This is a genomic window from Paenibacillus sp. sgz302114, assembly GCF_056120345.1.
Map to the genome: position 1 here is coordinate 169,371 of NZ_JBVYOI010000008.1, position 24,469 is coordinate 193,839.

General features: G+C 49.3%; 23 protein-coding genes. All 23 read right to left on the reverse strand.

The genetic code is table 11. The features are described from left to right. The 23 genes from gmd to AC0LWF_RS20155 all read right to left on the reverse strand — a co-directional run bounded on the left by gmd (position 1) and on the right by AC0LWF_RS20155 (position 24,465). The gene (gmd, locus tag AC0LWF_RS20045; protein WP_474653341.1) at positions 1 to 1,095 is read right to left on the reverse strand and encodes a GDP-mannose 4,6-dehydratase; all 1,095 of its coding nucleotides are present in this window, start codon (positions 1,093 to 1,095) and stop codon (positions 1 to 3) included. Positions 1,096 to 1,119: 24 nt separating this feature from the next. Then, the gene (locus AC0LWF_RS20050) at positions 1,120 to 2,058 is read right to left on the reverse strand and encodes a GDP-L-fucose synthase family protein (protein ID WP_474653308.1); all 939 of its coding nucleotides are present in this window, start codon (positions 2,056 to 2,058) and stop codon (positions 1,120 to 1,122) included. A 30-nt stretch (positions 2,059 to 2,088) separates the two neighbouring features. After that, positions 2,089 to 2,787 (reverse strand): sugar transferase, encoded by a 699-nt coding sequence (locus tag AC0LWF_RS20055; RefSeq protein WP_474653309.1) that lies wholly within the window; start codon positions 2,785 to 2,787, stop codon positions 2,089 to 2,091. Positions 2,788 to 2,809: 22 nt separating this feature from the next. Next, positions 2,810 to 3,691, reverse strand: a complete 882-nt coding sequence (gene galU / locus AC0LWF_RS20060) for a UTP--glucose-1-phosphate uridylyltransferase GalU (protein ID WP_474653310.1) — start codon at positions 3,689 to 3,691, stop codon at positions 2,810 to 2,812. Between the two features lie 334 nt (positions 3,692 to 4,025). Then, positions 4,026 to 4,718: a CpsD/CapB family tyrosine-protein kinase gene (locus tag AC0LWF_RS20065; protein ID WP_474653311.1), complete on the reverse strand. Its 693-nt coding sequence runs from the start codon at positions 4,716 to 4,718 to the stop codon at positions 4,026 to 4,028. Further along, positions 4,699 to 5,466 (reverse strand): YveK family protein, encoded by a 768-nt coding sequence (locus AC0LWF_RS20070; protein ID WP_474653342.1) that lies wholly within the window; start codon positions 5,464 to 5,466, stop codon positions 4,699 to 4,701. The genes AC0LWF_RS20065 and AC0LWF_RS20070 overlap by 20 nt, the downstream gene beginning before the upstream one ends. A 128-nt stretch (positions 5,467 to 5,594) precedes the next feature. Continuing rightward, positions 5,595 to 7,778, reverse strand: a complete 2,184-nt coding sequence (locus AC0LWF_RS20075) for an S-layer homology domain-containing protein (protein ID WP_474653312.1) — start codon at positions 7,776 to 7,778, stop codon at positions 5,595 to 5,597. 364 nt (positions 7,779 to 8,142) lie between these two features. Further along, positions 8,143 to 8,934, reverse strand: a complete 792-nt coding sequence (locus tag AC0LWF_RS20080) for a tyrosine-protein phosphatase (protein ID WP_474653313.1) — start codon at positions 8,932 to 8,934, stop codon at positions 8,143 to 8,145. A gap of 137 nt (positions 8,935 to 9,071) precedes the next feature. After that, on the reverse strand, positions 9,072 to 9,470 hold the full coding sequence (locus tag AC0LWF_RS20085) for a F0F1 ATP synthase subunit epsilon (RefSeq protein ID WP_474653314.1): 399 nt from the start codon (positions 9,468 to 9,470) through the stop codon (positions 9,072 to 9,074). 30 nt (positions 9,471 to 9,500) lie between these two features. Then, complete coding sequence (gene atpD, locus AC0LWF_RS20090) at positions 9,501 to 10,919, reverse strand: F0F1 ATP synthase subunit beta (protein ID WP_474653315.1); 1,419 nt, start codon at positions 10,917 to 10,919, stop codon at positions 9,501 to 9,503. 50 nt (positions 10,920 to 10,969) lie between these two features. Then, the gene (atpG, locus tag AC0LWF_RS20095; RefSeq protein ID WP_474653316.1) at positions 10,970 to 11,830 is read right to left on the reverse strand and encodes an ATP synthase F1 subunit gamma; all 861 of its coding nucleotides are present in this window, start codon (positions 11,828 to 11,830) and stop codon (positions 10,970 to 10,972) included. Between the two features lie 83 nt (positions 11,831 to 11,913). Continuing rightward, positions 11,914 to 13,428, reverse strand: coding sequence for a F0F1 ATP synthase subunit alpha (gene atpA / locus AC0LWF_RS20100; protein ID WP_474653317.1), 1,515 nt, complete (start codon positions 13,426 to 13,428; stop codon positions 11,914 to 11,916). A gap of 16 nt (positions 13,429 to 13,444) precedes the next feature. Continuing rightward, entirely contained in the window at positions 13,445 to 13,993 is a 549-nt protein-coding gene (locus AC0LWF_RS20105) for a F0F1 ATP synthase subunit delta (RefSeq protein WP_126011864.1), read from the reverse strand. Then, positions 13,990 to 14,472 (reverse strand): F0F1 ATP synthase subunit B, encoded by a 483-nt coding sequence (gene atpF, locus AC0LWF_RS20110; RefSeq protein WP_474653318.1) that lies wholly within the window; start codon positions 14,470 to 14,472, stop codon positions 13,990 to 13,992. The genes AC0LWF_RS20105 and atpF overlap by 4 nt, the downstream gene beginning before the upstream one ends. Positions 14,473 to 14,580: 108 nt before the next feature. Next, positions 14,581 to 14,805, reverse strand: a complete 225-nt coding sequence (atpE, locus tag AC0LWF_RS20115; RefSeq protein WP_090982204.1) for a F0F1 ATP synthase subunit C — start codon at positions 14,803 to 14,805, stop codon at positions 14,581 to 14,583. A 71-nt stretch (positions 14,806 to 14,876) separates the two neighbouring features. Then, positions 14,877 to 15,629: a F0F1 ATP synthase subunit A gene (gene atpB, locus AC0LWF_RS20120; protein WP_474653319.1), complete on the reverse strand. Its 753-nt coding sequence runs from the start codon at positions 15,627 to 15,629 to the stop codon at positions 14,877 to 14,879. Next, positions 15,630 to 16,040, reverse strand: coding sequence for an ATP synthase subunit I (locus AC0LWF_RS20125; protein WP_474653320.1), 411 nt, complete (start codon positions 16,038 to 16,040; stop codon positions 15,630 to 15,632). It abuts the gene before it with no gap. Then, positions 16,040 to 16,303 (reverse strand): AtpZ/AtpI family protein, encoded by a 264-nt coding sequence (locus tag AC0LWF_RS20130; protein ID WP_474653321.1) that lies wholly within the window; start codon positions 16,301 to 16,303, stop codon positions 16,040 to 16,042. The genes AC0LWF_RS20125 and AC0LWF_RS20130 overlap by 1 nt, the downstream gene beginning before the upstream one ends. A 192-nt stretch (positions 16,304 to 16,495) precedes the next feature. After that, the gene (gene wecB, locus AC0LWF_RS20135; RefSeq protein ID WP_474653322.1) at positions 16,496 to 17,644 is read right to left on the reverse strand and encodes a non-hydrolyzing UDP-N-acetylglucosamine 2-epimerase; all 1,149 of its coding nucleotides are present in this window, start codon (positions 17,642 to 17,644) and stop codon (positions 16,496 to 16,498) included. Positions 17,645 to 17,667: 23 nt separating this feature from the next. Beyond that, a complete protein-coding gene (upp, locus tag AC0LWF_RS20140) occupies positions 17,668 to 18,297 on the reverse strand; it encodes a uracil phosphoribosyltransferase (protein WP_474653323.1) in 630 nt (209 codons plus the stop codon). A gap of 288 nt (positions 18,298 to 18,585) precedes the next feature. After that, the gene (locus AC0LWF_RS20145; protein WP_474653324.1) at positions 18,586 to 19,581 is read right to left on the reverse strand and encodes a glycine-rich domain-containing protein; all 996 of its coding nucleotides are present in this window, start codon (positions 19,579 to 19,581) and stop codon (positions 18,586 to 18,588) included. A 237-nt stretch (positions 19,582 to 19,818) separates the two neighbouring features. After that, complete coding sequence (locus AC0LWF_RS20150; RefSeq protein ID WP_474653325.1) at positions 19,819 to 22,179, reverse strand: alpha-L-rhamnosidase-related protein; 2,361 nt, start codon at positions 22,177 to 22,179, stop codon at positions 19,819 to 19,821. Positions 22,180 to 22,191: 12 nt separating this feature from the next. Next, positions 22,192 to 24,465 carry a spermidine synthase family protein gene (locus tag AC0LWF_RS20155; RefSeq protein WP_474653326.1) on the reverse strand — a complete coding sequence of 758 codons (2,274 nt, stop codon included), beginning with the start codon at positions 24,463 to 24,465 and terminating at the stop codon, positions 22,192 to 22,194. Positions 24,466 to 24,469 lie beyond the last annotated feature (4 nt).

The following is a 24,469-nucleotide window of genomic DNA, read 5'->3' on the forward strand; positions in this document are numbered from 1 at the left end:
CTAGACCAACACCCCGTCGAACATTTTCTTACTTCCTTCTTCCGTGCTAACTTTCGCCATATCGTATTGAACCATCTTGCTCACCAGCTTCTCGAAGGAGGTTCTAGTAGGGTTCCAGCCCAATAAGGTCTTTGCTTTCGTTGGATCGCCGAGCAGCTGCTCAACTTCGGCAGGTCTGAAGAAGGTAGGATCTACTTCAACAATAACTTCACCCGTAGACTTGTTAATGCCTTTCTCTTCTACACCGCTACCTTGCCATTGGATTTGTACTCCTACGTGCTTAAATGCCAACTCCACAAACTCACGTACCGTGTGCATCTCACCTGTAGCGATAACGAAATCCTCTGGCTTATCATGCTGTAGAATTAACCACATGCACTCAACATAGTCCTTGGCATATCCCCAATCACGCAGAGATTCCAAGTTGCCGAGCTGCAGCTTCTTTTGCTTGCCTTGTGCAATTCTGGCAGCTGCCAGAGTAATTTTCCGGGTAACAAAGGTCTCTCCACGACGCTCGGATTCGTGATTGAATAGAATGCCATTGACGGCAAACATGTTATACGACTCGCGATAGTTCTTGGTAATCCAGAATCCATAAATTTTGGCTACGCCATATGGAGAACGAGGATAGAATGGGGTCGTTTCCTTCTGAGGAACTTCCTGAACCTTCCCAAATAATTCGGAGGTAGATGCCTGATATACACGGGTCTTATCTGTCAATCCCAGGAGCCTCACAGCCTCTAGAATATTCAAAGTACCTTTGCCATCGACGTCCAAGGTGTAACCTGGCATATCGAAGGAGACACGTACATGCGACTGTGCTGCGAGGTTGTAAATTTCATCCGGACGGATCTCGCTTATTAATCTTGTAATGTTAAGCGCATCCGTCACATCGCCATAATGGAGATGGAAGCTCTTATTGTTCAGAATATGACTTGCTTCTTCTTCTGAGAGTATATCCTCGAGCCGTTCCTGGTTGTAGGACGAGCTGCGGCGGATAACACCATGCACCTCGTAACCCTTTTCTAATAAAAACTCAGCTAGATAGGAGCCATCCTGACCGGTTACTCCAGTAATTAGTGCACACTTCCCCATCATTCCCACCCTATCTCATGAATGTTATTGTCGTGCGACATGTTCAGCCTGAAATGCTTCATATACAGCTCGTATTCCTTGCTCAAGCGGTATTGATGCCTTCCAGCCGAGTCCGTTAATTTTTGTTACATCGACCAGCTTTCTTGGTGTGCCGTCCGGTGCGGAAGTGTTAAATACAACATCCCCCTCGTATCCGACCACATCTTTAATTAGACAAGCTAAATCCTTAATGGAGATATCTTCACCAACACCAATGTTTACGATTTCACTGTCCTCGTAATGCGCCATTAGGAATAGACACGCTTCCGCTAGATCGTCTGAGTGTAGGAACTCACGTTTGGGCTTGCCCGTCCCCCATACCTCAACAGTTGGCGCTTTGGCTTCTTTGGCCTCATGAAACTTTCGAATAAGTGCAGGCAATACATGAGATGTCTTTAAATCGAAGTTATCGTTCGGTCCATACATATTCGTTGGCATTACGGAGATAAACTTCGTTCCGTATTGGCGATTATATGATTGGCACATATTAATCCCAGCGATCTTCGCAATGGCATAAGGTTGATTAGTAGGCTCAAGCTCTCCCGTCAGCAGATACTCTTCCTTCAAAGGTTGAGGTGCAAACTTCGGATAAATGCATGTGGAACCTAGAAACAATAGCTTCTTAACCCTGGCACGATAGGCAGAATCGATCACGTTTGTTTGAATTAGCAAATTATCTCGAATGAAATCCGCAGGAAATTCGTTGTTTGCAACAATGCCGCCAACTTTAGCGGCAGCAAGAAAGACATAGTCAATATCGTTCTCTTCAAAGAATCTCTGAACCTGGTCACGATCCCGCAGGTCCAATTCTGAGCTAGAGCGATAGATAAGATTCTGATAGCCTCTGTCCTCTAATGCTCTCTTTATTGCAGAACCGACCAAGCCTCTATGCCCTGCTATATATATCTTCGAACCTATCTCCATACCTACACCTCTGAACAGAAGATTTCGATGCTAAAAAGCATCTTTTGATCCAAGCAGTACTTTTACCGTCTTAAAAATAATCTTTATATCATAGGTTACACTTCTCTGCTCTATGTATATCAAGTCCAGCTCAACCATCTCGTTAAAGTTTAAGTTATTTCTGCCGCTGACTTGCCATAATCCCGTGCAGCCTGGCGTAGCCTTTAACCTCATCTTGTCATAGCTGGTGTATTCATCGACTTCACGCGGAAGCGGGGGCCTTGGTCCAACAAGAGACATCTCTCCCCGAATGACGTTCCAAAGCTGCGGCAGTTCATCAATACTCGTTCTTCGAATGAGCCTTCCCACTCTAGTAATTCGCGGGTCTTCTTTCATCTTGAACATGGCCCCGCTAACTTCATTCTGTTCCAATAACCCTTCCAAGAGCTCTTCGGCATTGGAAACCATGGATCGAAACTTATACATACGGAACGGCTTTTCATTCTTCCCGACTCGTACCTGATAAAAAAATATAGGACCGCGCGGGTCCTCGATTTTGATTACAATCGCTATAACAATGAACAACGGTATTAAGAAGATAAGTCCCAGCGTCGCTCCAATAACATCCATCATACGCTTTAGCATAAGGTAGAAGGAAAAGTTCGATGTTCTTTCTGCAGATTGGATTGAAGCAGAGAAGCTGCGTTCTAAGATTACATCCCCATCGCTTTGCCGTGAGGATAGGCCCATTATTTGTCACCCGCTTCCTGTTCTATTTCTTCATTCGTTCTTGTTTAAGAACTTCTTCAAGTGCCGCTAATAGTGGAGCTCGCAGCTCTACATTCGCTAGTGCAAAATCAATCATTGTGGTAATAAAGCCGAGCTTCTCACCCACGTCATAACGTTTTCCGTCAAAATTATACGCATAAGCACCTTGAATTTCATTCAACCTTTGAATCGCATCGGTCAATTGAATTTCTCCGCCTGCTCCTGCCTCCTGGCTCTCTAGATAATCAAATATGTCAGGGGTTAGAATGTATCTGCCCATAATAGCCAAGTTTGAAGGTGCCGTACCTAACTTCGGTTTCTCAACAAACCGATTTACTGAATAGAGATTGCCCATTGCTTCACGCGGATCAACAATCCCATAGCGTTCCGTCTGTTCAATGGAGATCGCTTGGACGCCAACAACGGATCGCTGCACTTTCTCATACTGAGTGATAAGCTGTTTCGTACATGGAACATCTGCAACAACGATGTCATCCCCAAGTAGGACAGCGAATGGTTCGTCCCCGATAAACTTACGTGCACACCATACTGCGTGACCAAGGCCTTTAGGTTCCTTCTGTCTAATATAGTGAATATCTACACTAGACGACTTGCGCACCTCTCCGAGCAGCTCCAGCTTGCCCTTCTCCATGAGGTTTGTTTCCAGCTCGAATGCACTGTCGAAGTGGTCCTCAATCGCGCGCTTTCCTTTGCCTGTAACGATAATAATATCTTCAATCCCCGATGCAACAGCTTCTTCTACGATGTATTGGATTGTAGGTTTATCGACAATCGGAAGCATTTCTTTGGGCATCGCCTTCGTTGCTGGCAAGAATCTTGTCCCTAAGCCCGCCGCTGGAATGATTGCTTTTCTAACCTTCTTCAATCTTACTCACCTCTTCCATCATTCACTTACAGATAAAAAAACAAGCTATACTTTTCATGGATATAAAAAGCATAGCTCGTCTTTTTATATAGGATTTTCTCTCATCCAAATAAAGGGCATTGAACCCGTCCTCACATTACACCCTTGACGATGAACGTCTAAGGCAATTTGCCCACAGCGTAATCGAGTGCCTGCATGTGATAGAGGTTCAGGAGACATCACCTTTGTTTATATCATGGGTAAATAGGTCATATTTCTCACTAATTTGGCATTATCAGACAATATACCCAGATATATAATAGACCTTTTTGTCTAATATAACAATACTTAAGCACTATTTATTTGCGTCGTTATAGTGATAATAGTAGTATCCGTCACCATTCTTCTGTTTGACATTATTAAGAACGACTCCAAGAATACGCCCATTAACCTGGGTAAGCTGCTGTTTCGCTTTCACGACCATATCGCGCTTTACTTTACCGGATTCCAGTACTAACAGGGAGCCATCACATTTCGTTGAAACGATTTGAGCGTCAGTAACTGCGAGTGTGGGAGGAGTATCAATAAGAATGACATCAAACCGTTCACGTAATTGCTCAATTAACATGCTCATACGCTTCGATGCCAACATTTCTGCAGGATTAGGCGGTACTGGACCTGAAGTCATTACAGAGAGATTCTGAATATCGGTAGCTTGCACGGCCTCTTCTACTTCACATTGACGAGATAATACGGAGGATAAACCATAACGATTACTTAATCTGAACGTATGATGACTGGTCGGCCTTCTCATGTCCGCATCAATTAGCACGACACTACGATCTGCTTGCGCATAGACAACCGCCAGATTAGCAATTGTTGTCGACTTCCCTTCGCCAGGAGATGCCGAAGTGACCATAATGACCTGAACCTTGTCGTCAACTGATGAGAAGTCAATATTGGTGCGGAGGGAGCGATAGGCTTCCGATATGGGGGACTTTGGTTCTACCAACGAGATTAGACGCCTCTTACTCGCCAACTTGGACATGCTTGACTTCACCCGCCTTTGCTTTTTGAGCTGTAGTTGCTTGCTTCCGGTCTAGCCCCTGATTATCCATTCGGGCAATCTGACCAAGTGTTGGGAGCTCGAGGTACCGCATGACATCCGCTTCCGTCTTGATGGTGTCATCCAAATAATCCAACAGGAATGCTATACCTACTGCGCCGATCAAAGATACTAGGAACGCTAAGATTACATTCAGCTTTAATTTCATATTAACCGGCACAGGCTCTTTAACGGGATGCAGATCAGCCAAGTTCAAGAGCGTTACGTTCTTCACGTTGAAAATAGTAGGGATTTGTTCCTTGAAGACAAGAGAGATCGCATTCACAATTTTGGCAGCTGTCTCATAGGAAAGATCCTGTACATTCAAAGTCATCACTTGCGTATTATTCACAGAACTAACCTTCACTTTCTTAATCAGGTCATCTGCCATCAAGTTAAACTCCGGATGCTGTTCCACCACAACCTCCATTATGGCAGGAGTCTTAATAATTTCCTTGTACGTATCGATCAAGCGGAGATTGGCATTGACTTCGTTAATCAGGTTCGAGTCATTAACAGAACTATCTGTTGTCGTACGGTTTACTACAATCTTTGTCGTTGCTTCATAGGTCGGCTGTATCATGAAGTAGCTGTACAGCCCCGCTGCCATCGAACAAACGAGTACAATGGCCACTATCATCCATTTTCGTTTCATAATGATCTGGATGTAGTCTCGGAGCTCTAATTCCATCTGCACGTTATATCCCTCACATTTTCTATGTTGAATTTGGGTTAATTTGGATGTAATTGTTCAATAAAGCAATATACATCCCCCATTGAAGGGGGATGTATATTCATAACTGCATTCATACTTGCGTATTAGCCCTTGAAATTGTACGCACGGTAAATCGTTACTGCCGCTTGGGCACGAGTTGCTGTTGCGTTAGGATTAAACTTGCCTTTATCGCCAACAACCAAGCCTTTATTCGCTGCGAATGCAACGCCATCCTTCAGGGATGCATTGATGGCGCCAGCATCCTTGAACGCTTCAAGCGCCTTCAGATCATCAGCGCTAGCTTTCACACCTTTAGTAGCTTCGAGTGCGCGAGCGACCATGGCAGCCATCTCTGCGCGCGTAATCGTTGCGTTCGGAACGAATGTTGTTTCCGTACGGCCGTTAATGATGCCAGCCTCTACAGCTGCAGCTACATATGGAGCGAACCAATCTGTAGCCTTAACATCCGTGAACTTTCCGGTTACTGCGGATTTGTCCAGGTCCAAAGCGCGAATGAGCATCTTCGCGAACTCAGCACGAGTTACTTGACCGTTTGGTTCAAATGCACCTGCTTTGCGGCCTTCAATTGCACCCTTAGCAGCTAACACTTCGATTTGACGGCCAGCCCATGCTTTCACTTTCGAGATATCATCGAACTCGACTTTGTTCTCGACAACTACGAACGTACCCAGCTTATCCGTATTTTCTACGAGGGTATTGCCAACAACTACGCCGCCTTCGAATGCCAGCTTGCCATCAGCAACCTTAGCAACCGACAGCAAATCTTTATCAAGTCCCGCTACATTCTTCAGCGGGAAGCTCAGCTTCACTTGCTGTCCGGATAGATCAACAGGCTTGTCTCCAGCAGTTACGCTGATTTCATAGACATCAGACGCCGCTTTCTTGGAACCTAGCAATTCTGCTGTAGCTGCGCTCGTTTTGATCGTAAATTTGATCGTTTCATCTGCAGAAGTAACAACTGGCGTTGCTTCATACTTAGACGCTGCGGCAAAATTGACAATACGATTCGCGAGCAGTGCTCCAGTATTTGAAGGTAGTAGCGCAGTTAGCGGGAAGTTTGCTTTGAACCCGGAGGAGCTATACTCCAAGTTTGTAATACCGAGCGCCTTTGCTTTTGCAAGTGAACTGCTATTAATACCGGTTGTAACGTATCCAGCTCCGCTCGGCAGCTCCGGAACTTCTAATTCCAAGCTGAAGCTAGGCAATGATCCTTCTGTACCCGGAGCAGCTTCTTTAAGCGCTTCAATCGTTGCCTTAATCTCATCGAATTGTTTCTGAAGTGCTTCATTATCAACGCTAACGACAAGAACGCCATCCACTACTTCTTTCTTCAATGGAACGTTGGTCAACGCTTTGATCGCTTCAGCAGCTTTAGTCACTGCTTCCTGAACAAGCTTAGCTTTCTCTTCTCCTGTCGCACTAGCAATCTTGTCCTTCAGCTCTTTCAACTGTTCAACAGTAGTTGGAGGAGTTACTGGCGGTGGAGTGGTCGTGTTATTGTTATCATTATTACTAGAAATGCTGAACGAAACATTAACATTGGTATCTAGCTCTCTACCCAAGAACGAGGCATTAATTACCGCTGAACCAGAATTGCCACTGATCAGCTCTACTTCGCCATCCTCCGACACTGTTACATTAGCGCTGCCGGAGACTTTGCTCCATTCAACCAAATAACTTGGAAGAGTGATGCCATCAACCTCTAGTGAATAAGTTTTCTTACGTCCGTTAGAAGAAGTGACATGCGAATCTGTTGCTTCTGCGTTTACGAAGGCAACCATAAGCGCTTTGGTTGCTGCTTTCCCGGAAGTAAGATCTGTCGAGAAGCCAGCAAAGGTTTCAGCCACAGCTTCAGCCAGGTCGTTACTCGAGATGTCTGTATGGTCTTTAATCCAATTGAGCACTAGGCTTACATTCAGATCTTCTCTGCTTAAGACATCTCTAATCGAGGCTTTAACAAGACCGGTTACTAGATCGCCTGATTCATCATCAAACAGATCATTCAGATTCTGGATGTCGCTTACATTCACTATGAGCGCAGTCTCAACAGCTCTGATGAACAAAGCCAAGTCATCCGCAGTCAACCTGGATACAGGTGTATGATCTTTCAAGTAATCCAATGCAACGTCCAGTGACGGATCGGAATGATAGCCATTCACTTGATCAGCGCTCGTGCTATACATAATTAATCCAAGCACTCTGAATGTATTGAACAGACCTTGTTGGAACTCCTCATCGTTCTGAAGATCCCCAGGTAGAAGTGGCATTAATGGATCAATCTTGCTAATATCGTCCAAAGCAGAAATTTGAGCTCTTAAACTATTAATTGTAGTAACATCATCTTCGTTAAGATATGAATAAATGTTACTTAGTCTGTTCAGAAATGCTTCATATGGAGTCTGACCCGCAGGATCCGCAGAAGCAATATTAACTAGTCCAAATTGCTCATCCAAACCTTTGTTGCTGTATGGCAATGCTGCTAGAGAACCAGTTACGAGACTGGCTGCGAGAGTTGTTACTGCTATTTTCCTTTTGATAGACACTATCAATTCACCTCAGTCATATATTTTGTCTTAATTTGCCGCTATATGTAACAATCACCATCAATTTTACCACTCGCCCTATCAACGGTCAATGATTTTGGAAGTATTTTGGAAGTTTAAACCAGCTATTTGCCCTTGATTTGTTACTTTTTACGGATGGCTCTACTAGATTTCTATTACTTATTACCGATTCTGCATTATCCAAGTAGGTCTTAACTATCTCTACTCCTAGTTCCTTACTCACTCTGTCATACGCTTCTCTCAGTCGGAAGCCACGCCATTCCATATGATGAGCGTCAGAGGAGATAACATGAATAAGCCCTTCTCTGCAAAGCTGCCACGCCCTGCGCTCAATCTGTTTCCCAAAGCCGCCTAATAGAGAGTGCGTCGTCATTTGGCCATATGCGCCTGCCTCTATCATTTCTTTAAGCTTCTCAGGGTACTTTACGACCTCTGCGTTACGTTCGGGATGGGCAATAATGGGGCTAATCCCCATAATAACAAACTCGTGTATATACTCTAGCATTCTTGAAGGTACGGACGCTGAGGGCATCTCTATCAAAATATATTTCGACCCAGCCAGCGCAGCAAGCTCGTTTGCACCCCAAGCGTCTAGCATATCGCTATGTACACGAATCTCTTGTCCCCCGAATAGTTCAAGCGGGATCTGGCGAGCTGCCAGCTCTTCCTTCAATCGCTCTACTTGCTCCGTAACAAACGCAGCATGATTCGTATATCTTCCATCCGCATGGTGCGGAGTTGCGACTATTCCTGTAATGCCTTCAGCTACGGCAGCTCTAGCGAGTGCAAGCGAATCCTCTAGATTGCCTGCCCCATCATCAATGCCAGGAAGTATATGTGTGTGAATATCTATCATCATTGTATGCTCCTATACTACTAGTCTTTTAATACTACCATTGCTGTCATTATACTCTAAAAATGTCGATAAAACGCAAAAAAAGACCGATTCCCCTGCAGAGATAATCTGCAAAGAAATCAGCCTTTATTTGTGTATGATTAGCGGCCTGCTACACCGATACGGTTAAGCGCACGCTGCAGGGCAAGCTCGGCACGAACATGATCGTACTCATCGCGCTTGCCGTTCAGACGCTGCTCCGCACGCTGCTTCGCGGATTCTGCACGAGCAACATCAATGTCGCCAGGCAGCTCAGCGCTCTCAGCCAAGATAACCACTTTATCCTTACGGATCTCAAGGAAGCCGCCGTTAACAGCGATAACCTCTTCAGTGCGGTCTCTCTTGATTGTGACAGGAGCAATCTTCAAAGGCGTTACCATCGGAATGTGGTTAGGCAGAATACCTAGCTCACCCTCGGAGCCTTTGACAATAATCATATTAACATCCTGAGCGTAAGCCTTACGCTCAGGCGTTACAATTTCCAATAAAAAGGAGCTCATGGTTTACCTCCCTAAGCAGCTATGAGCGAATTAAACCTCTTGAGCGAGTTTTTCCGCTTTCGCAACTGCATCTTCGATCGTTCCGACGTTGTGGAATGCCGGTTCTGGAAGGTGATCGTACTTACCTTCAAGAATTTCTTTGAAGCTGCGTACCGTTTCCTTAACAGGAACGTACAAGCCCGGAATACCATTGAACGCTTCCGCAACGTGAAGTGGTTGTGCGAAGAACAATTGAATACGGCGCGCGCGGTGAACGACTTGCTTGTCTTCTTCAGACAATTCGTCCATACCGAGGATCGCGATAATATCCAGAAGCTCTTTATAACGTTGCAGAACTTTCTTAACGGTTTGCGCTACTTGGTAGTGCTCTTCGCCAAGAATTTCTGGTGTCAGGATACGGGAAGACGAAGCGAGCGGGTCAACGGCTGGGAAGATACCCATCGCTGCGATGTTACGCTCAAGGTTAGTCGTTGCATCCAAGTGAGCAAACGCCGTTGCTGGAGCCGGATCCGTATAGTCATCGGCAGGAACGTAGATCGCTTGAATGGAAGTAACGGAACCTTTTTTCGTTGAAGTGATACGCTCTTGCAGTTGACCCATTTCAGTTGCCAATGTTGGTTGGTAACCTACCGCGGACGGCATACGGCCGAGCAATGCGGATACTTCGGAACCAGCTTGCGTGAAGCGGAAGATGTTGTCGACGAACAGAAGTACGTCTCTGCCTTCTTCATCACGGAAGTACTCAGCCATTGTCAAGCCTGTCAAAGCTACGCGAAGACGCGCGCCTGGAGGCTCATTCATTTGACCGAATACCATCGCTGTTTTGTTGATAACGCCGGAGTCGCTCATCTCGTGGTAAAGGTCATTACCTTCACGAGTACGCTCACCAACGCCGGCGAATACGGAGATACCGCCGTGCTCTTGTGCGATGTTGTGAATCAGCTCTTGCATCGTTACGGTTTTACCTACGCCCGCACCGCCGAAGAGACCGATCTTACCACCTTTGGAGTATGGTGCCATAAGGTCGATAACTTTAATACCTGTTTCCAGGATTTCTTGGGAAGTCGACAGCTCTTCGAAAGGAGGAGCTTGACGGTGGATCGGGTTAGCGAGCGTACGGTCAACATCACCATTGTTATCAATTGGATCGCCGAGTACGTTAAATACGCGACCAAGTGTTGCTGGTCCTACAGGTACTGTGATTGGGTTGCCCAAGTCAACAGCTACTGTACCTCTGACAAGACCGTCAGTGGAAGACATCGCAACGCAACGAACCAGGTTATCACCTAGGTGAGTTGCAACTTCAACCGTAAGATTGATGTTTACTTCGCCTGGCTTTTCAGCTTTTTTCTCAATTTTTATCGCATTAAGAATCTCAGGCAAATGACCGTTCTCGAACGCGATGTCGACAACCGGACCTGTTACCTGGACTACATGCCCCTTGCTCATTGGTGTACCTCCTTCATGTTTTTCCGAGGAAAAATACTTTAAAGTTTATGTTACGCCTGCGCGTTCGCGCCGCCGACGATTTCCGCGATTTCTTGCGTGATTGCTGCCTGACGCGCACGGTTGTACGTCAACGTCAAGCCTGCGATCATCTTCGTCGCGTTCTTCGTTGCATTGCCCATCGCAGTCATACGTGCGCCGAACTCGCTCGCTTTACCTTCCAATACTGCGCTGTAAATGACCGTTTCCGCGTATTTAGGAAGAAGAACGTCGAGCACCTTCTCAGGTGACGGCTCATATTCGTAGCTTGCCTTCGCGCCTGTGAAATCCGACTGATCCAGTGGAAGCAGCTGTTTAACAACAGGAACTTGGGTCATTGCGTTGTAGAATTGGTTGTAAACCAGGTTCAATTCGTCATACTTGCCGCTCTCGAAGCCTTTAACAGCAGCTGCTGCTACCGACTTGATATCTGCAAATTTAGGTGTGTCGGAAAGTCCTGTTACTTCGCCTGCCAGCTCTACGCCACGGCGTCTGAAGTAATCGCGGCCTTTACGACCGATGACGAACACGTCGTATTCAGCAGAAGACTTATGCTTCTCCTCAATCGTCGTCCATACTTTACGAAGCACGTTCGCATTGTACCCACCCGCCAAACCACGGTCCGACGTAACGACCAGATAGGCCGTACGCTTAACTTCGCGGCTTTGCAGCATGGGATGCTTAATTGTGCCTCCACCCGATGCAATGCTAGCTACGACTTCTTTGATTTTCTCCGTATATGGACGTGATGCTACAGCTGCGTCTTGAGCTCTTTTGAGCTTCGCAGATGCTACCATCTCCATAGCCTTCGTAATCTGCTTCGTATTTTGCTTACTCTTGATCGAGCGCTTAATCTCGCGCATACCTTTAGCCATTCGTTGTCACCACCTTATTACCAGCCTCTGGGTGAAGCTTAGCTTCACCCTAACCAGTATCTATTCCGCGCTAAGTTAAACTTTTATACCGACGCAGCAAAACTGTTCTTGAACGTTTTGATTGCTTCAACAAGTGCTTTCTCATTGTCGGAAGTCAAATCTTTCGTGTCGCGGATGGAAGCGAAAATTTCCGGTTTGTTTGCATCCACGTAAGCCAGGAAGCTTTGTTCGAAACGACGAACGTCTTGAACTGGAAGATCGTCCACGTGTCCACGAGTAACCGTGTACAGGGATACAACTTGACGTTCTACTGGCAATGGCGCGTTAACGCCTTGCTTCAGAATTTCAAGCGTACGCTCACCGCGGTTCAGACGGGATTGTGTTACTTTATCGAGATCGGAGCCGAACGCTGCGAAAGCTGCGAGCTCGCGGTATTGCGCGAGGTCAGTCTTAAGCGTACCAGCAACCTTCTTCATTGCTTTGATTTGAGCGGAGCTACCTACACGGGATACAGAGTTACCAACGTTAACCGCTGGACGCTGACCGGAGTAGAACAGGTCGGACTCAAGGAAGATTTGACCGTCCGTAATCGAGATTACGTTCGTCGGGATGTAAGCCGAGATATCGCCGGCTTGCGTCTCGATGAATGGCAATGCAGTCAAGGAACCGCCGCCAAGCTCATCGTTCAGCTTAGCTGCGCGCTCAAGCAAACGGGAATGCAGGTAGAATACATCACCTGGGTAAGCTTCACGACCCGGCGGACGGCGAAGCAGCAAGGAAAGCTCACGGTATGCTGCCGCTTGTTTGGAAAGGTCATCATAGATAACAAGTACGTGTTTGCCGTTGTACATGAAGTACTCGCCCATCGAGCAGCCTGTGTAAGGCGCTAGGTAAAGGAGCGGGGACGGCTCGGAAGCGCTCGCTGTTACAACGATTGTGTAGTCCAAAGCGCCTTGTTGGCGAAGGGACTCAACAACTGTACGAACAGTCGATTGCTTTTGACCGATTGCAACGTAGATACAGATAACGCCGTTGCCTTTTTGGTTAACGATCGTGTCGATCGCGATTTGCGTTTTGCCTGTTTGGCGGTCACCGATGATAAGCTCGCGTTGACCACGGCCGATAGGAATCATCGCGTCAATCGCTTTGATGCCTGTTTGCATCGGCTCGAATACCGATTTACGAGCCATAACGCCCGGTGCCGGAGATTCGATTGGACGTGCTGCAGTTGTGTTGATTGGACCGTTGCCGTCAACTGGTTGACCCAGTGCGTTAACAACGCGGCCAAGCAACGCTTCGCCTACAGGAACTTCCATGATACGACCCGTTCTTTTCACTTGGTCGCCTTCGCGGATGCCAGTGTAAGGACCCATGATAACGACACCGACGTTGCTCTCTTCAAGGTTAAGGGCCATACCCATAACACCGTTCGCGAATTCGAGCAGTTCGCCAGCCATCGCGTTCTCAAGGCCGTGCACACGTGCGATACCGTCACCAACTTGGATGACCGTACCGACATCAACGACTTGAATTTCGGATTTAAATTGTTCGATCTGTTGTTTAATCAGCGTGCTGATTTCATCAGGTCTGATACTCAATTCCGTTCACCCCTATCTACAATGCTTGAGTTTTCAAAGCTTGTTCAAGTCGAGCGAGCTTGCCGGAGAGGCTGCCGTCATATAGACGATCGCCGATGCGCACTTGTACGCCACCGAGCAGAGCTGGTTCAACGATTTGTTTTGCGATAATGCGTTTGCCGATCATTGTACCGAACTGCGCCGACACTTTGGACAGCTCTTCAGCGGACAACGATTTAGCGGTATATATCGTAGCGTGTGCTTGACCGAGCGCATCTCCCGCTACTTTCGTATAAGCTTCGTACACATCAGCAATCGCAGCTTGGCGGCCGCGGATAATGAGAAGCTCTACAGTATTCAGAACCATAACCGACACGGTATCGGACAAAGCGCCGCGTACGATGTCGATTTTCTTGGAAACTTCTACGTTAGGCAGTCCGAGGAATTTGCGAATTTGCGCATCTCCGGACAAGACATCAACGACGATCTTCAGCTGTTTTTCAACATCCGCAACCGCATTGTTGCTCTGTGCCAGTTCAAACAGCGCTTTAGCGTAGCGTTTAGCTACGACGCCCTCGCGGCTCATTTGCTTCCAACCTCATTCAAGTATTGGTCAACAAGCTGCTCTTGCGATTTGTCATCGATTTGTTTCTCGATGATTTTGGAAGCGATCATGACGGACATGCCGCTAACTTGCGAGCGAAGTGAAGCAATTGCTTTGTTCTTCTCGCTTTCAATATCTTTCACTGCCTCGTCCTTCAGGCGAGTTGCCTCGGATTTTGCAGCGTGAACGATCTCGTCGGCTTGCTTCGTGCTTGTTTGCTTCGCTTGCTCGATAATGTCATAAGCGTCTTTACGAGCTTGCGCGAGCGATTGCTTCTGCTCTTCGTATTGCGCTTCAGCTTGCTTGCGGCTGTTCTCTGCACCTTCAAGCTGTTCTTTCACGAACTGCTTGCGCTGTTCCATGATGGAGAAGAGCGGGCCGAAAGCGTAACGGCTAAGCAGCCAGTAGAGAATTCCGAAGGCAATCAGTTGGATGAAAAAATTTGACCATACGATATCCAACGTACGTCACTCCTTTCCGTAGATTGGCTGACACCCTTATGAGACTGTCAGCAAAAGGAAGGCGCGGAGGCATAAGGCACTCCCCGCCATAGTCTGTTGAAATGTTTCTTAAGCTTTACCCAAGAAGATGAACGCAAGAACGAGGGAAATAACTGGAAGTGCCTCTACAAGCGCTACCCCGATGAACATTGTAGTTTGAAGAGTACCGCGAAGTTCTGGTTGACGGGAAATACCCTCAACTGTACGACCTACGATCAAACCGTTACCGATACCTGCACCCAATGCTCCAAGACCAAATACAATTGCTGCTGCAACTAATGCTAAAGCTCCCATTAGAGAAATCCTCCTCAAATTGTTTAAAAATAGTTTATTTTTTCCTGCTTAGCAGGGTTGTTACAGTGTGCTTAGTGTTCTTCGTGAACGATCGCTTGCGACATGTAAACCATTGTCAGCATGACGAATACGAACGATTGAATTGCACCTACGAATACGCTGAAGCCTTGCCATACGATGAGCGCCGGAATACCGAACCAGCCCATACCCATGATAACGCCGATCATAACCTCACCTGCGAAAATGTTACCGTAGAGACGAAGCGAAAGCGAAAGCGGCTTCGCAACCTCTTTAATAACGTTCAGCGGGAAGAATGCTGCGTAAGGCTCGAAATAGTGCTTGAGGTAATGTTTACGGTTGCGACGAAGACCCTCGATGTGCGTTAGCACGATTACGATAGCCATTAGCGCTCCTGAAACGGCAACATCCGCTGTCGGCGATTTCCACCACGAGATGTGCGCTTCCTCTTTACCATCCAAGAACAATTCCATTCCTAAGAATGTTGCGCCTTCATGTGCGTGCGTAACGATACCGAACGGAAGACCGAGCAAGTTCGCTACAAACAGGTACATGATCATTGCAATACCTAGTGTCAAGTACGGACGACCTTTCTTAAGATCCATCGTCGTACCAATAATGTTCTGAACGAATTCGATAACCCACTCCAAGAAGTTTTGCATCTTCGTCGGATTAGTTACCGATGCGTTACGAACGGACACTTTTGCAAGAATGAACACGATAATGCTGGTGATAACAATCATGAAAATAGCAGCTAGGTCAAAGCGTATGCCGCCTAGATGCACTTCAGGAAAAATATGATCCATTTAGTTGTTTTCACCCCTTTCATCGGTAGAATGCCGTACCGCCGAATTCCGCTTGGCAATAAACCCCAATATGAGTGTTGCCAATTGCGCTACAAATAATCCGGCTACTGTTCCATAGATGCTGAACGAAAAGTACCTAGTGGCAATGACTGCCGCGAGCAGCGCGATGCATGCGCGTGTAAGAAATCCAAGATTGTTGCGTTTCCTGATTCCAGCCACCGCATATGCGCCGGTTCGTTGTACTTTCCAAGAAAGATGGAAGGCGTTTGCAAGACTTGCCACAGCGCCGAGAATTAATCCGCCGAAGAGCGGTTTATATTCCGGAAGCAGGGCCCATCCAATGAAGCATACAGACAAAAAAAAGAACGTAATACGCATAACCGTTCGAAGGTGGCCGGACAGATCATCCATTACTTTGCTTTGCCCCCTGTAAACGCTCGGATCAAAAGTATGGTTATGATGACGGCAATGACGAAACCTGCAGCCATTCCGACAATCGCTCCATACCCGGAACCATCTGAACTATCAGTCCTGCTGCCAATCCAATAGCCTAGTCCAAGACATACGCCAATTGTTCCGCCAACAGAGCCGATCAGCCCCATCGCCCGCCATGGATTATCTCCAAGGCTACTGTTGTCCGTGCTGCGATTTTTGTCGTCATGGGATGAATTCATCGCCCCTAATCACTCCAAAACTCTTATTTATTTTAGCCAAGCGGGTTCATGTTTGTCAATTGATATAAATTCAAACATTTAGTGAACTACAGCCCGAAAACCCTTGATTTTCCTAGGGTTTTCGGATGCAACAACCGTACAGTAGCACTGTATGCTGTAGCCTTAAAGGAGATGCTCCACTATCAATGTCAACTATGAACGTTGTGTGAACGTTGTCGGACGAATGTCTGATTTCCCAAAATGATGCAAAATAGCTTGGACAATACGCTCCGACGCTTTTCCGTCACCATATGGGTTCGCAGCTTTGCTCATCCGCTCATACAGCGCTGAGTCTGACAACAGCGCGCGCGCCCGTTCGTACACAACCGCTTCATCCGTACCAACAAGCTCCAGCGTTCCTGCTTCAATACCTTCCGGGCGCTCTGTCGTATCGCGAAGCACGAGCGTCGGCACGCCGAATGATGGCGCTTCTTCCTGCAGACCGCCGGAATCCGTCATGATCATGTACGTATGCGGATAGAAGTTATGGAATTCGAACACATCAAGCGGTTCAATGAGCTTAATACGTGGATGATTGCCAAGAATCTCATTCGCCGGCTCGCGAACAGCCGGATTCAGATGAACCGCGTACACGATCGCAACGTCCTCGAACTCATCCGCAATGCGCTTCACCGCTCTGAAAATATTGCGATGCGGCTCGCCGATCGCTTCACGGCGATGCGCTGTCATCAGAATCATCCGCTTGCCTTTCGCCCAATCGAGCACCGGGTGCCTGAACGAAGGATCGACCGTGTACTGGAATACATCCGTTGCCGTATTACCGGTTATGTAGATAGCGTTCTCCGGTTTATTCTCCTTGAGCAAGTTCTCGGCAGACTTGTCCGTAGGCGCAAAATGCACATCGGAGAGCACGCCTGCCAATTGGCGGTTCATCTCCTCCGGATACGGAGACAGCTTGTTCCATGTACGAAGGCCTGCTTCGACATGGCCGACTTGAATCTGCTGCAAGAACGCTGCATAGCTGCCTAGGAAGCAGGTCTGCGTATCACCGTGCACAAGTACGATATCCGGCTTTGACTCGCTTAGAATCGGATCAAGGCCTTGCAGCACTTTAACGGTCGTTTCGGTTAAGGTTTGACGATCTTTCATGACGTTGAGATCGTAATCAGGCGTGATTTTGAAAAAATCAAGCACTTGGTCCAGCATCTGGCGATGCTGCGCCGTTACGCAGACGACCGACTCAATGTCTTCAGGATGCTTCTGCAGCTCCAGTACGAGCGGCGCCATCTTGACCGCTTCCGGTCGTGTGCCGAAAACCGTCATTACCTTAATCTTAGCCAATGCCTTTCACCCCTAAAGTAAATTTACTTCGTGCCGAACATGCGGTCGCCGGCATCGCCGAGACCTGGCACGATATAACCGTGGTCGTTGAGATGGCTGTCGAGCGAAGCCAAGAAAATATCAACGTCCGGATGCGCTTCCTGTACGGCCTTCACGCCTTCAGGCGCAGCAATGAGACACATCAGTTTGATCTGCGTGCAGCCGCGCGTCTTCAATGCCTGGATCGCCGCATTCGCCGACCCGCCCGTTGCGAGCATTGGATCAATGACGATTAAGAGGCGTTCTGGCGCATCGGACGGCAGGTTGACATAGTATTCAACCGGCTCAAGCGTCTCCGGGTTGCGGAACAAGCCGATATGGCCGACTTTAGCCGATGGAATGAGCTTCAGCATTCCTTCAACCATGCCAAGCCCTGCGCGCAGAATCGGGATGAGCCCGAGCATGCGGCCGGAAACGATTTTGCTTGTCGCCTCAACAACTGGCGTACTGACCGAAACGGTCTCAAGCGGCAAATCTCTTGTAATTTCATAAGCCATCATTGTCGCAACTTCATCAACAAGTTCGCGGAAATCTTTCGTCTTCGTTTCTTTATCACGGATAAAGGTCAGCTTGTGCTGAATAAGCGGGTGATCGCAAATGGTGAGCTTACCCATAGGTATTATTCATCCTCCTGAAATGCTCTTTTCAACTGAGTATTATAACATTCGGAGACGCAATATGCACATTTAAATGTAAGCGAGAGCTATAAAACTCATGCAAAGTATTCCCGAAACCGAGTGAATTCTACCTAAGCAGCCCGAATTAGTTGCCGTCTCCGCACGCCAAGAAACCTTCGTCCCCAGCTGCGGTCTGGAAACGAAGGTTTTCAATGAGGCATGAGCAATGGTCTTTTTAAGCCAAGTTGATTGCCCGAATGGTCTCGCGCTGCTTCAAACCAATAACTAGCTGCCGCCTCCGCAGCTGCTGCCGCAGGACGAACCGCCACCGCCACTGTCTCCACCGCTGCCACTATCTGAACTGCTGCAATTGCTGCCGCTGTCCGAGCTGCAATTGCTGCCTCCTGAATCGCCTCCGTCACCGCCATTATCGTCTGTATCGCCACTGCTGCATACATAGCTTGCGCCGCTGCTATCGCCGTTCGCTTCGCGCTCCTCTTCTGACTGTGCGTCGTTCATCTGATTGTGGAAATCATCTATCGGCCCCAATGACGAGGCAAAGAACATCCCCGAAAGCAGGCCTGTCGACATGCCCATCCCCGTCCAATCATCACGATCCCGGTATGTCTGCTCTTGCCCGTTCGATGCCGTAAGCATTCTGCCTCGCTCAATTATGTAGCGAATGGTCGCATCAATATCAGGAAACTGTTCAGCCGCACGCTCATTAAACCTCCGGCTGCGAAGCGCCTCATCGTTCTCTTGCTCCAGCTCGCGCATCAGCTCATGCGACATTGGCGTCCGGTAGAACGGCCCCCACAGCTGTCCGCTCGCTGGTGCCGGCAGGAACAGCTCGCCATAGATCCAATCGAACCATGCGCGCTCACTCGGATCCGGCTTCCCACCCGGCGTATGAGGAGCATGATGGATAAGCGCACCGCAGAACTGCTTGCAGAATTGTTCATATTCACGCGTAAACATGAGCATCTCATGCCACACGTCATCGACTCGCGCACTGTACATCGGCACGCCTCTGAGGACACCGCACATGAGAAAATACCGCTTCAGCTCGAACCATTGCCACTGCCATTCCCCGTCCCGCAGGCTTGGCGCATTGCGCAGCACGCGGTCCTTTACGCGCGCTTCGAAATCAGCTGTCAGCGCCGCTTCAAGCCGTTCCGCTGCCGTGCGCGCAGGATGCCCCTCCGGTACACCGAGACATTCAGGCGGCTTGCGCATCGGCGTCCGGGCGCTGGATGGCCTTGGCCGCGAGCCTCCCCGCATAGCACCTCTAGCCCTCCCATGTCCGTTATTGGACGATAAAAGTCTAAATGCGAAAAACAAAATGATCACGACAATGACTATCACAAACGGATTCATTTTACGATGCACCGCCTTGTTCGTGGTATAGGGTCATCATATCACGGCTCGGATGCCAATATAGGTGAAATCCCGTAAATTCCGCGGCATTAATAAGGGGCTGTCACTCATCGGTCACGATGACGAGTTACAGCCCCTTCATTATTCAATACCTATGCGTTTCTTCACGACAATAACATGCTTCCCGGCACTGTCGATCCGAATCGAGGAGCCGCCTTCCGCCATTTTCGCTGGCTCAACCGGAGCACCGTCAAGCGTTACAGCTTCATCCGCGGTAACAGGCACATCCCACACAACCGACCATCCCGGATGCTTGAGCTCGAACGAGTACGTTTGAACGGACTCCTCGTGGCTAATCGCCCAATCGAGGACGTTGTGCAGCTCGCCAAGCCCCAAGTTCACATTCTTTACGCTCATCTCATTCCACTCTTTCGGCAAGCGCGGACGCAGCGTAAGCGTTCGCCGGTGTGCCTCAGGCTGAATGCCGAACATACCGGTCAGCATCGGCCATGCGATTCCGTATACCGTCCAAGCTTGGACGAAGCATCCGTAATCCGGAGACATCTCCGAGATAGAGCCCGGAAGCCGCTTGTTGAATGTTGAAGCGATCAAGCGGACATAGCGAAGCGACTCATCCATACGATCATACTGCGCTTCGGCAACCGCCTGCACGCTAGTCGAGATTGTCATCATCTGATCTTGATACATACCGGATAGGTAGGTGCCCCAAGGTCCCGTGAATTCATCCGTGCCCATCCGATCGAGCGCCCTAATCGCCTTGTCACGAGGAGCAAGCCCCGTCTCCATCGGCGTGTTGATGACCCAGTTCTTGAACAGCCAAGGCTGCTCGCTCTCCGGATCCAGCTGTTGCATCTCTTCCTTCATCGCTTGCATGCTGGCCACGGCGACTTCCGCCCCCATACTGCGGGCACGCTCGATATAAATATCAATGCGGCTCATGACCTTGCCGACCGATGCCATCGCATCGGCGTAGAGCCCCTCTTTCTCCAGCCACAGCTCGTGGTTGATTGTATGGCCAAGGCGCTCGGCTAACGATGCATATTCATCCGCTTGCTCCTGCTCTCCAAGCAGCACCGCCATCTGGATGCCCGCGCGCAATGCAGACCATGTATATACAGCAGAATCGATCAGCTCAACGTTGAGGCCTTCAATCTCAATGATGCCATAGCCTTCGGGCAGCAAATCGCCGTCCGGGTCCATCTCGCCAAGCAGCCACGACAAACCTTTCTTGACGCCAGGATACATACTGCGAAGGAATTGAATGTCGCCTGTCCAACCAAACACATCCCACACGCATTTAATAAAATGCGCCGTTTCCTGCGTATTTCCCGGATTTGCGACAAGTCCGCTCGTGGACAGCTCATGAATAATACGGCCGTTTCCGTTCGTTTCCTCGGATGTCCGCCGAATCAGCTCCAACGTCTCCTGCGCCATCTCGAGTCCGCCAAGCGGCAGAAGTCCCAGCAGCGTGTAGCTGTTGTCACAGCCGAACCACCACGGGTATTCCGGATGACCCGCTCCCATACCGCGGCCGACCTCCGGCACGTCGCGCACGAACCAATCGTTATGGAACTTCACCCAGTCGAACACCTTCTGCAGATGCTGGTCTGGGATGGAGATAACGGTTTGGGACACTAGCGCTTCATAACGCTTGCATTTGTCCGACCACAGCTTGGCATAGCTGCTCGCCAGCTGCTTGTACGTTTGACGTGCCGACTCCTCAGATGAATAAGAACCGGCAATAAAGAACCGAATCTCCGTCTCTCCGCCCGCAGGCACAACGACATCATCATACGTAAGCTCAGCGCCAATACCTTTTCCTGCCGTCCAGTGAGGTCCGAACAGCTCCCGCTCGATGTGCCCTCTACTGAATTGACGGTTCGCGCCGATGACGACGTGCCACGGGTTCAGCGAATCCTTCCCGAGGAAAAGTCCCTCTTCTCGGTCGAACTGCCCTTCGTCGAAGCCGTCTTCAATACCTTTCCCCTCAGAGAACCATACAGGACTCAGGTCAGTCCTTGCGAGGAAGCTGAGGCTAAGCTTTCTATCCTCGCCGCTCGTGTCGCGCATCGTATAAGTAATAACGAAGCCTTCCGCATCATCCGGGCAGAACTGGCTGCGATCCACTTGAAGCTGGAGCGATGGCAGCGTATAACGATGCTCATTATAAAAGGGATAGTTATGGAAGGTATCAGATTCGGTCAGCCATTTGCCGTCAGCTGGAGCAGAAGCACCAGTGTTAGCAATATGAAGCCAGAAGCCGTCAAGCAGCTTGATCGGATGCAGCCACAGGCCGCCCATTTCAAGCTTTACATGGTGGCCGAAATCCGGAAATCCGCCGTTCTGGCTGCCGATCATATAGGTCCGATTGCCTGGCGTTATATAAAGATCCTTCCACGACAGGCCGCTCGATTCTCTCGACTCGTGATAAGCCTCCAAAATCGGGCCGGCACTTAATTTCGCTTCTTTAGTCAATGTCATTTCAATAGCCTCCTATATCGTACGATAACGTGTTAGTGCTAGAAGCGCGTAGCATAAGCAGCCGGCTGCCAGCGTAACGGTTAACCCCCCTGCAATCGACACCGCCGCCGCAAGCCAAGATCCCCATACGCCGGAGATGCCGCTTAGCGCAAAATAAAATGCTGCTCTGCCGGACGGGCTGCTTTCTTCCGCCCGCAGTCCCGCAGGAAGCGGAATACCGAGCAGAACACCGAGCAGGAAGAGCGCGATGCCGAGCACGATCATTCGGCCAGTCTCAGCAATCGCCATCAGATCGGCTTCTGCTGTTGCACCCCATATGGCAAGAACGACAATGAGTCCAATAATGGCGGCAGCCAAGATGCACAGCTTCACACGGATCCTTCCGGCAATAAGGCTGCCAACGCTGCCGCCAAGCAGCATCGCGACAATAACCGTCATTGCGGCGAGCACCGGGCTGCCTGCATAGTACAAGGTCTTCTGTATAAGTACAGTCTGAACGCACATATAACCGATGCCGGTTAAGATGTAATAAGTGAACGCGTTTATCCGCTTCCGATCTCCAGCCTTCTGCTGCTGCTCACTCTGCAGAATCAGAAGGGCAAACATTACCGTAAGCACGAGAATGACGGCAAGCCACTGCTTCAAAGCGCTCGGCAGCGACTGCTGCACGAGGAAGAAGAACGGTTTATCATCCGTAGTCGGATACACATTGTAGTCGGAATCCCGGACGAATCGGTCAAACGGCGTCTTTCCGTCCAACAGCGGCTTCAGAAACTGTTCATCCGAGCCTGGCAGGAACAGCGCATTCAGACCGAGGGAGCTCGATCCCGCACGGAGTAATTTTAGCTGTTGTTCACTTAGGGGCGACTTCTGAATAATAGACAACGTTAAATTCGGTGAAGCGGAACCCTCCGACGCCATGAGGAGCGCGGTATGCTTCGCCGCTTCCCTTGGCTTGATGCCGTCTCCACCTGTATGAAGCAGCGCTTCAAATCCGGTATAGTAGGCTCGCAGCCCTTCAATACCTTGGTGTGAAATGACGATAATGCGGCCAGTAGGCGTTAACCGCTGCAAATACGTCTCGAACGCTTCCCTCGTGAACACGTAGTTCTCGGACAGCGCCTGTCCGCCGATGCCGCCAACCTGAGAATAGACAAGATCCAGTACGATGAGGTCGTAGGACTCGCGGCTACGCTCCAGCACACTCCGCCCGTCGCCAACGACCGTATGGACGCCAGGCAGATCAAGTACGGACCCGTTATAATCCGACATTGCCCGCACGCTGCTCACTAGACTTGGGCTAAGCTCAACAGCGGTAACATCTTTGGCTCCTGCCATCAATGTATATAGAATATCTCTGCCACCGCCCGCGCCGACGATAATCGCCTTATTCGCGGAGCCTGCTGCAAACGGCAAAAATTCGATGTCTCTCGCAAGCGATCCCATTGCGCTCAGATCGCCGCCAAACTTATACATATAGCTACCCGCGCCGCCGTCGACGAACAGAATACGCCGGCTTGCATCTGACGTGCTTACTGTATCGGTACGCGCGAAGCTGTCCCATTTCGTATGTACAATACGTGCAGCCGGGTCCGCTTGCAGTGTGCCAACGATCGTCTTATCCGGCGCTGCACCGAGCATACCGGCAAAGTTAAGCTTCCAGCCGCCTTCGGGACCAGCGGCCAGCCATACCACGACGAGTACGGCAGCGATCAAGCCAGCTGCAGGCCCCGCCATGCGGCGTTCTTTTCCTTCGCCCGGCAGCAGGAATAATGCAGCCGCAGCTGCGAAGCATAGCGCCGACAAAGCGAAGATCGTTTCAAAGCCGCCGAAGCGGTTAAGCAGCAAATAAGCAGCAACAGCGCCAAGCGCTGCGCCGAGCAAATCGGCTGCATAGATCGTTGCAGCCGATGCAGCACCGCTGCCAAGTGCACGTCCTGTCATCCAGCCGAACAGAATGAACGGCACGGTACACATCAGCGCATAAATCGCAAGCTGATCGACATACGGAAACCTCGCTAAAACGAAGCTTAGCAGCGCCATGAACAGCCCTGCAGCTGCACACACCCATCCCGTCACAGCCGCACTCCCAGATCGCTTGCTCCGGGAAGCGGCATAAGCGCCTGTCCCAATACCGAAGACGGCAAGCGACACGATGAAGGATACGTAATGGTACTGCAGCAGTACGCCGAATACATTGGTCAGGGCAATCTCGAGTCCAAGCATAGCTGCCGACATCAGACCGATACTGAGCGTCCAGGAGGCGCGTTTCGATAGCTTGATCATACGG

Excerpts from the sequence above, each read along its gene's own strand:
- AC0LWF_RS20070 (WP_474653342.1), bottom strand. The coding sequence starts at position 5,466 with ATGGAATTAGAGCTCCGAGACTACATCCAGATCATTATGAAACGAAAA.
- AC0LWF_RS20050 (WP_474653308.1), bottom strand. The coding sequence starts at position 2,058 with ATGGAGATAGGTTCGAAGATATATATAGCAGGGCATAGAGGCTTGGTC.
- AC0LWF_RS20150 (WP_474653325.1), bottom strand. The coding sequence starts at position 22,179 with ATGACATTGACTAAAGAAGCGAAATTAAGTGCCGGCCCGATTTTGGAG.
- AC0LWF_RS20105 (WP_126011864.1), bottom strand. The coding sequence starts at position 13,993 with ATGAGCCGCGAGGGCGTCGTAGCTAAACGCTACGCTAAAGCGCTGTTT.
- AC0LWF_RS20145 (WP_474653324.1), bottom strand. The coding sequence starts at position 19,581 with ATGCGGGGAGGCTCGCGGCCAAGGCCATCCAGCGCCCGGACGCCGATG.
- atpE (WP_090982204.1), bottom strand. The coding sequence starts at position 14,805 with ATGGGAGCTTTAGCATTAGTTGCAGCAGCAATTGTATTTGGTCTTGGA.
- AC0LWF_RS20080 (WP_474653313.1), bottom strand. The coding sequence starts at position 8,934 with ATGATGATAGATATTCACACACATATACTTCCTGGCATTGATGATGGG.
- upp (WP_474653323.1), bottom strand. The coding sequence starts at position 18,297 with ATGGGTAAGCTCACCATTTGCGATCACCCGCTTATTCAGCACAAGCTG.
- AC0LWF_RS20130 (WP_474653321.1), bottom strand. The coding sequence starts at position 16,303 with ATGAATTCATCCCATGACGACAAAAATCGCAGCACGGACAACAGTAGC.
- AC0LWF_RS20155 (WP_474653326.1), bottom strand. The coding sequence starts at position 24,465 with ATGATCAAGCTATCGAAACGCGCCTCCTGGACGCTCAGTATCGGTCTG.
- AC0LWF_RS20065 (WP_474653311.1), bottom strand. The coding sequence starts at position 4,718 with ATGTCCAAGTTGGCGAGTAAGAGGCGTCTAATCTCGTTGGTAGAACCA.
- atpB (WP_474653319.1), bottom strand. The coding sequence starts at position 15,629 with ATGGATCATATTTTTCCTGAAGTGCATCTAGGCGGCATACGCTTTGAC.
- AC0LWF_RS20125 (WP_474653320.1), bottom strand. The coding sequence starts at position 16,040 with ATGGATGATCTGTCCGGCCACCTTCGAACGGTTATGCGTATTACGTTC.
- AC0LWF_RS20055 (WP_474653309.1), bottom strand. The coding sequence starts at position 2,787 with ATGGGCCTATCCTCACGGCAAAGCGATGGGGATGTAATCTTAGAACGC.
- AC0LWF_RS20075 (WP_474653312.1), bottom strand. The coding sequence starts at position 7,778 with ATGCCACTTCTACCTGGGGATCTTCAGAACGATGAGGAGTTCCAACAA.
- gmd (WP_474653341.1), bottom strand. The coding sequence starts at position 1,095 with ATGGGGAAGTGTGCACTAATTACTGGAGTAACCGGTCAGGATGGCTCC.
- atpG (WP_474653316.1), bottom strand. The coding sequence starts at position 11,830 with ATGGCTAAAGGTATGCGCGAGATTAAGCGCTCGATCAAGAGTAAGCAA.
- atpD (WP_474653315.1), bottom strand. The coding sequence starts at position 10,919 with ATGAGCAAGGGGCATGTAGTCCAGGTAACAGGTCCGGTTGTCGACATC.
- AC0LWF_RS20085 (WP_474653314.1), bottom strand. The coding sequence starts at position 9,470 with ATGAGCTCCTTTTTATTGGAAATTGTAACGCCTGAGCGTAAGGCTTAC.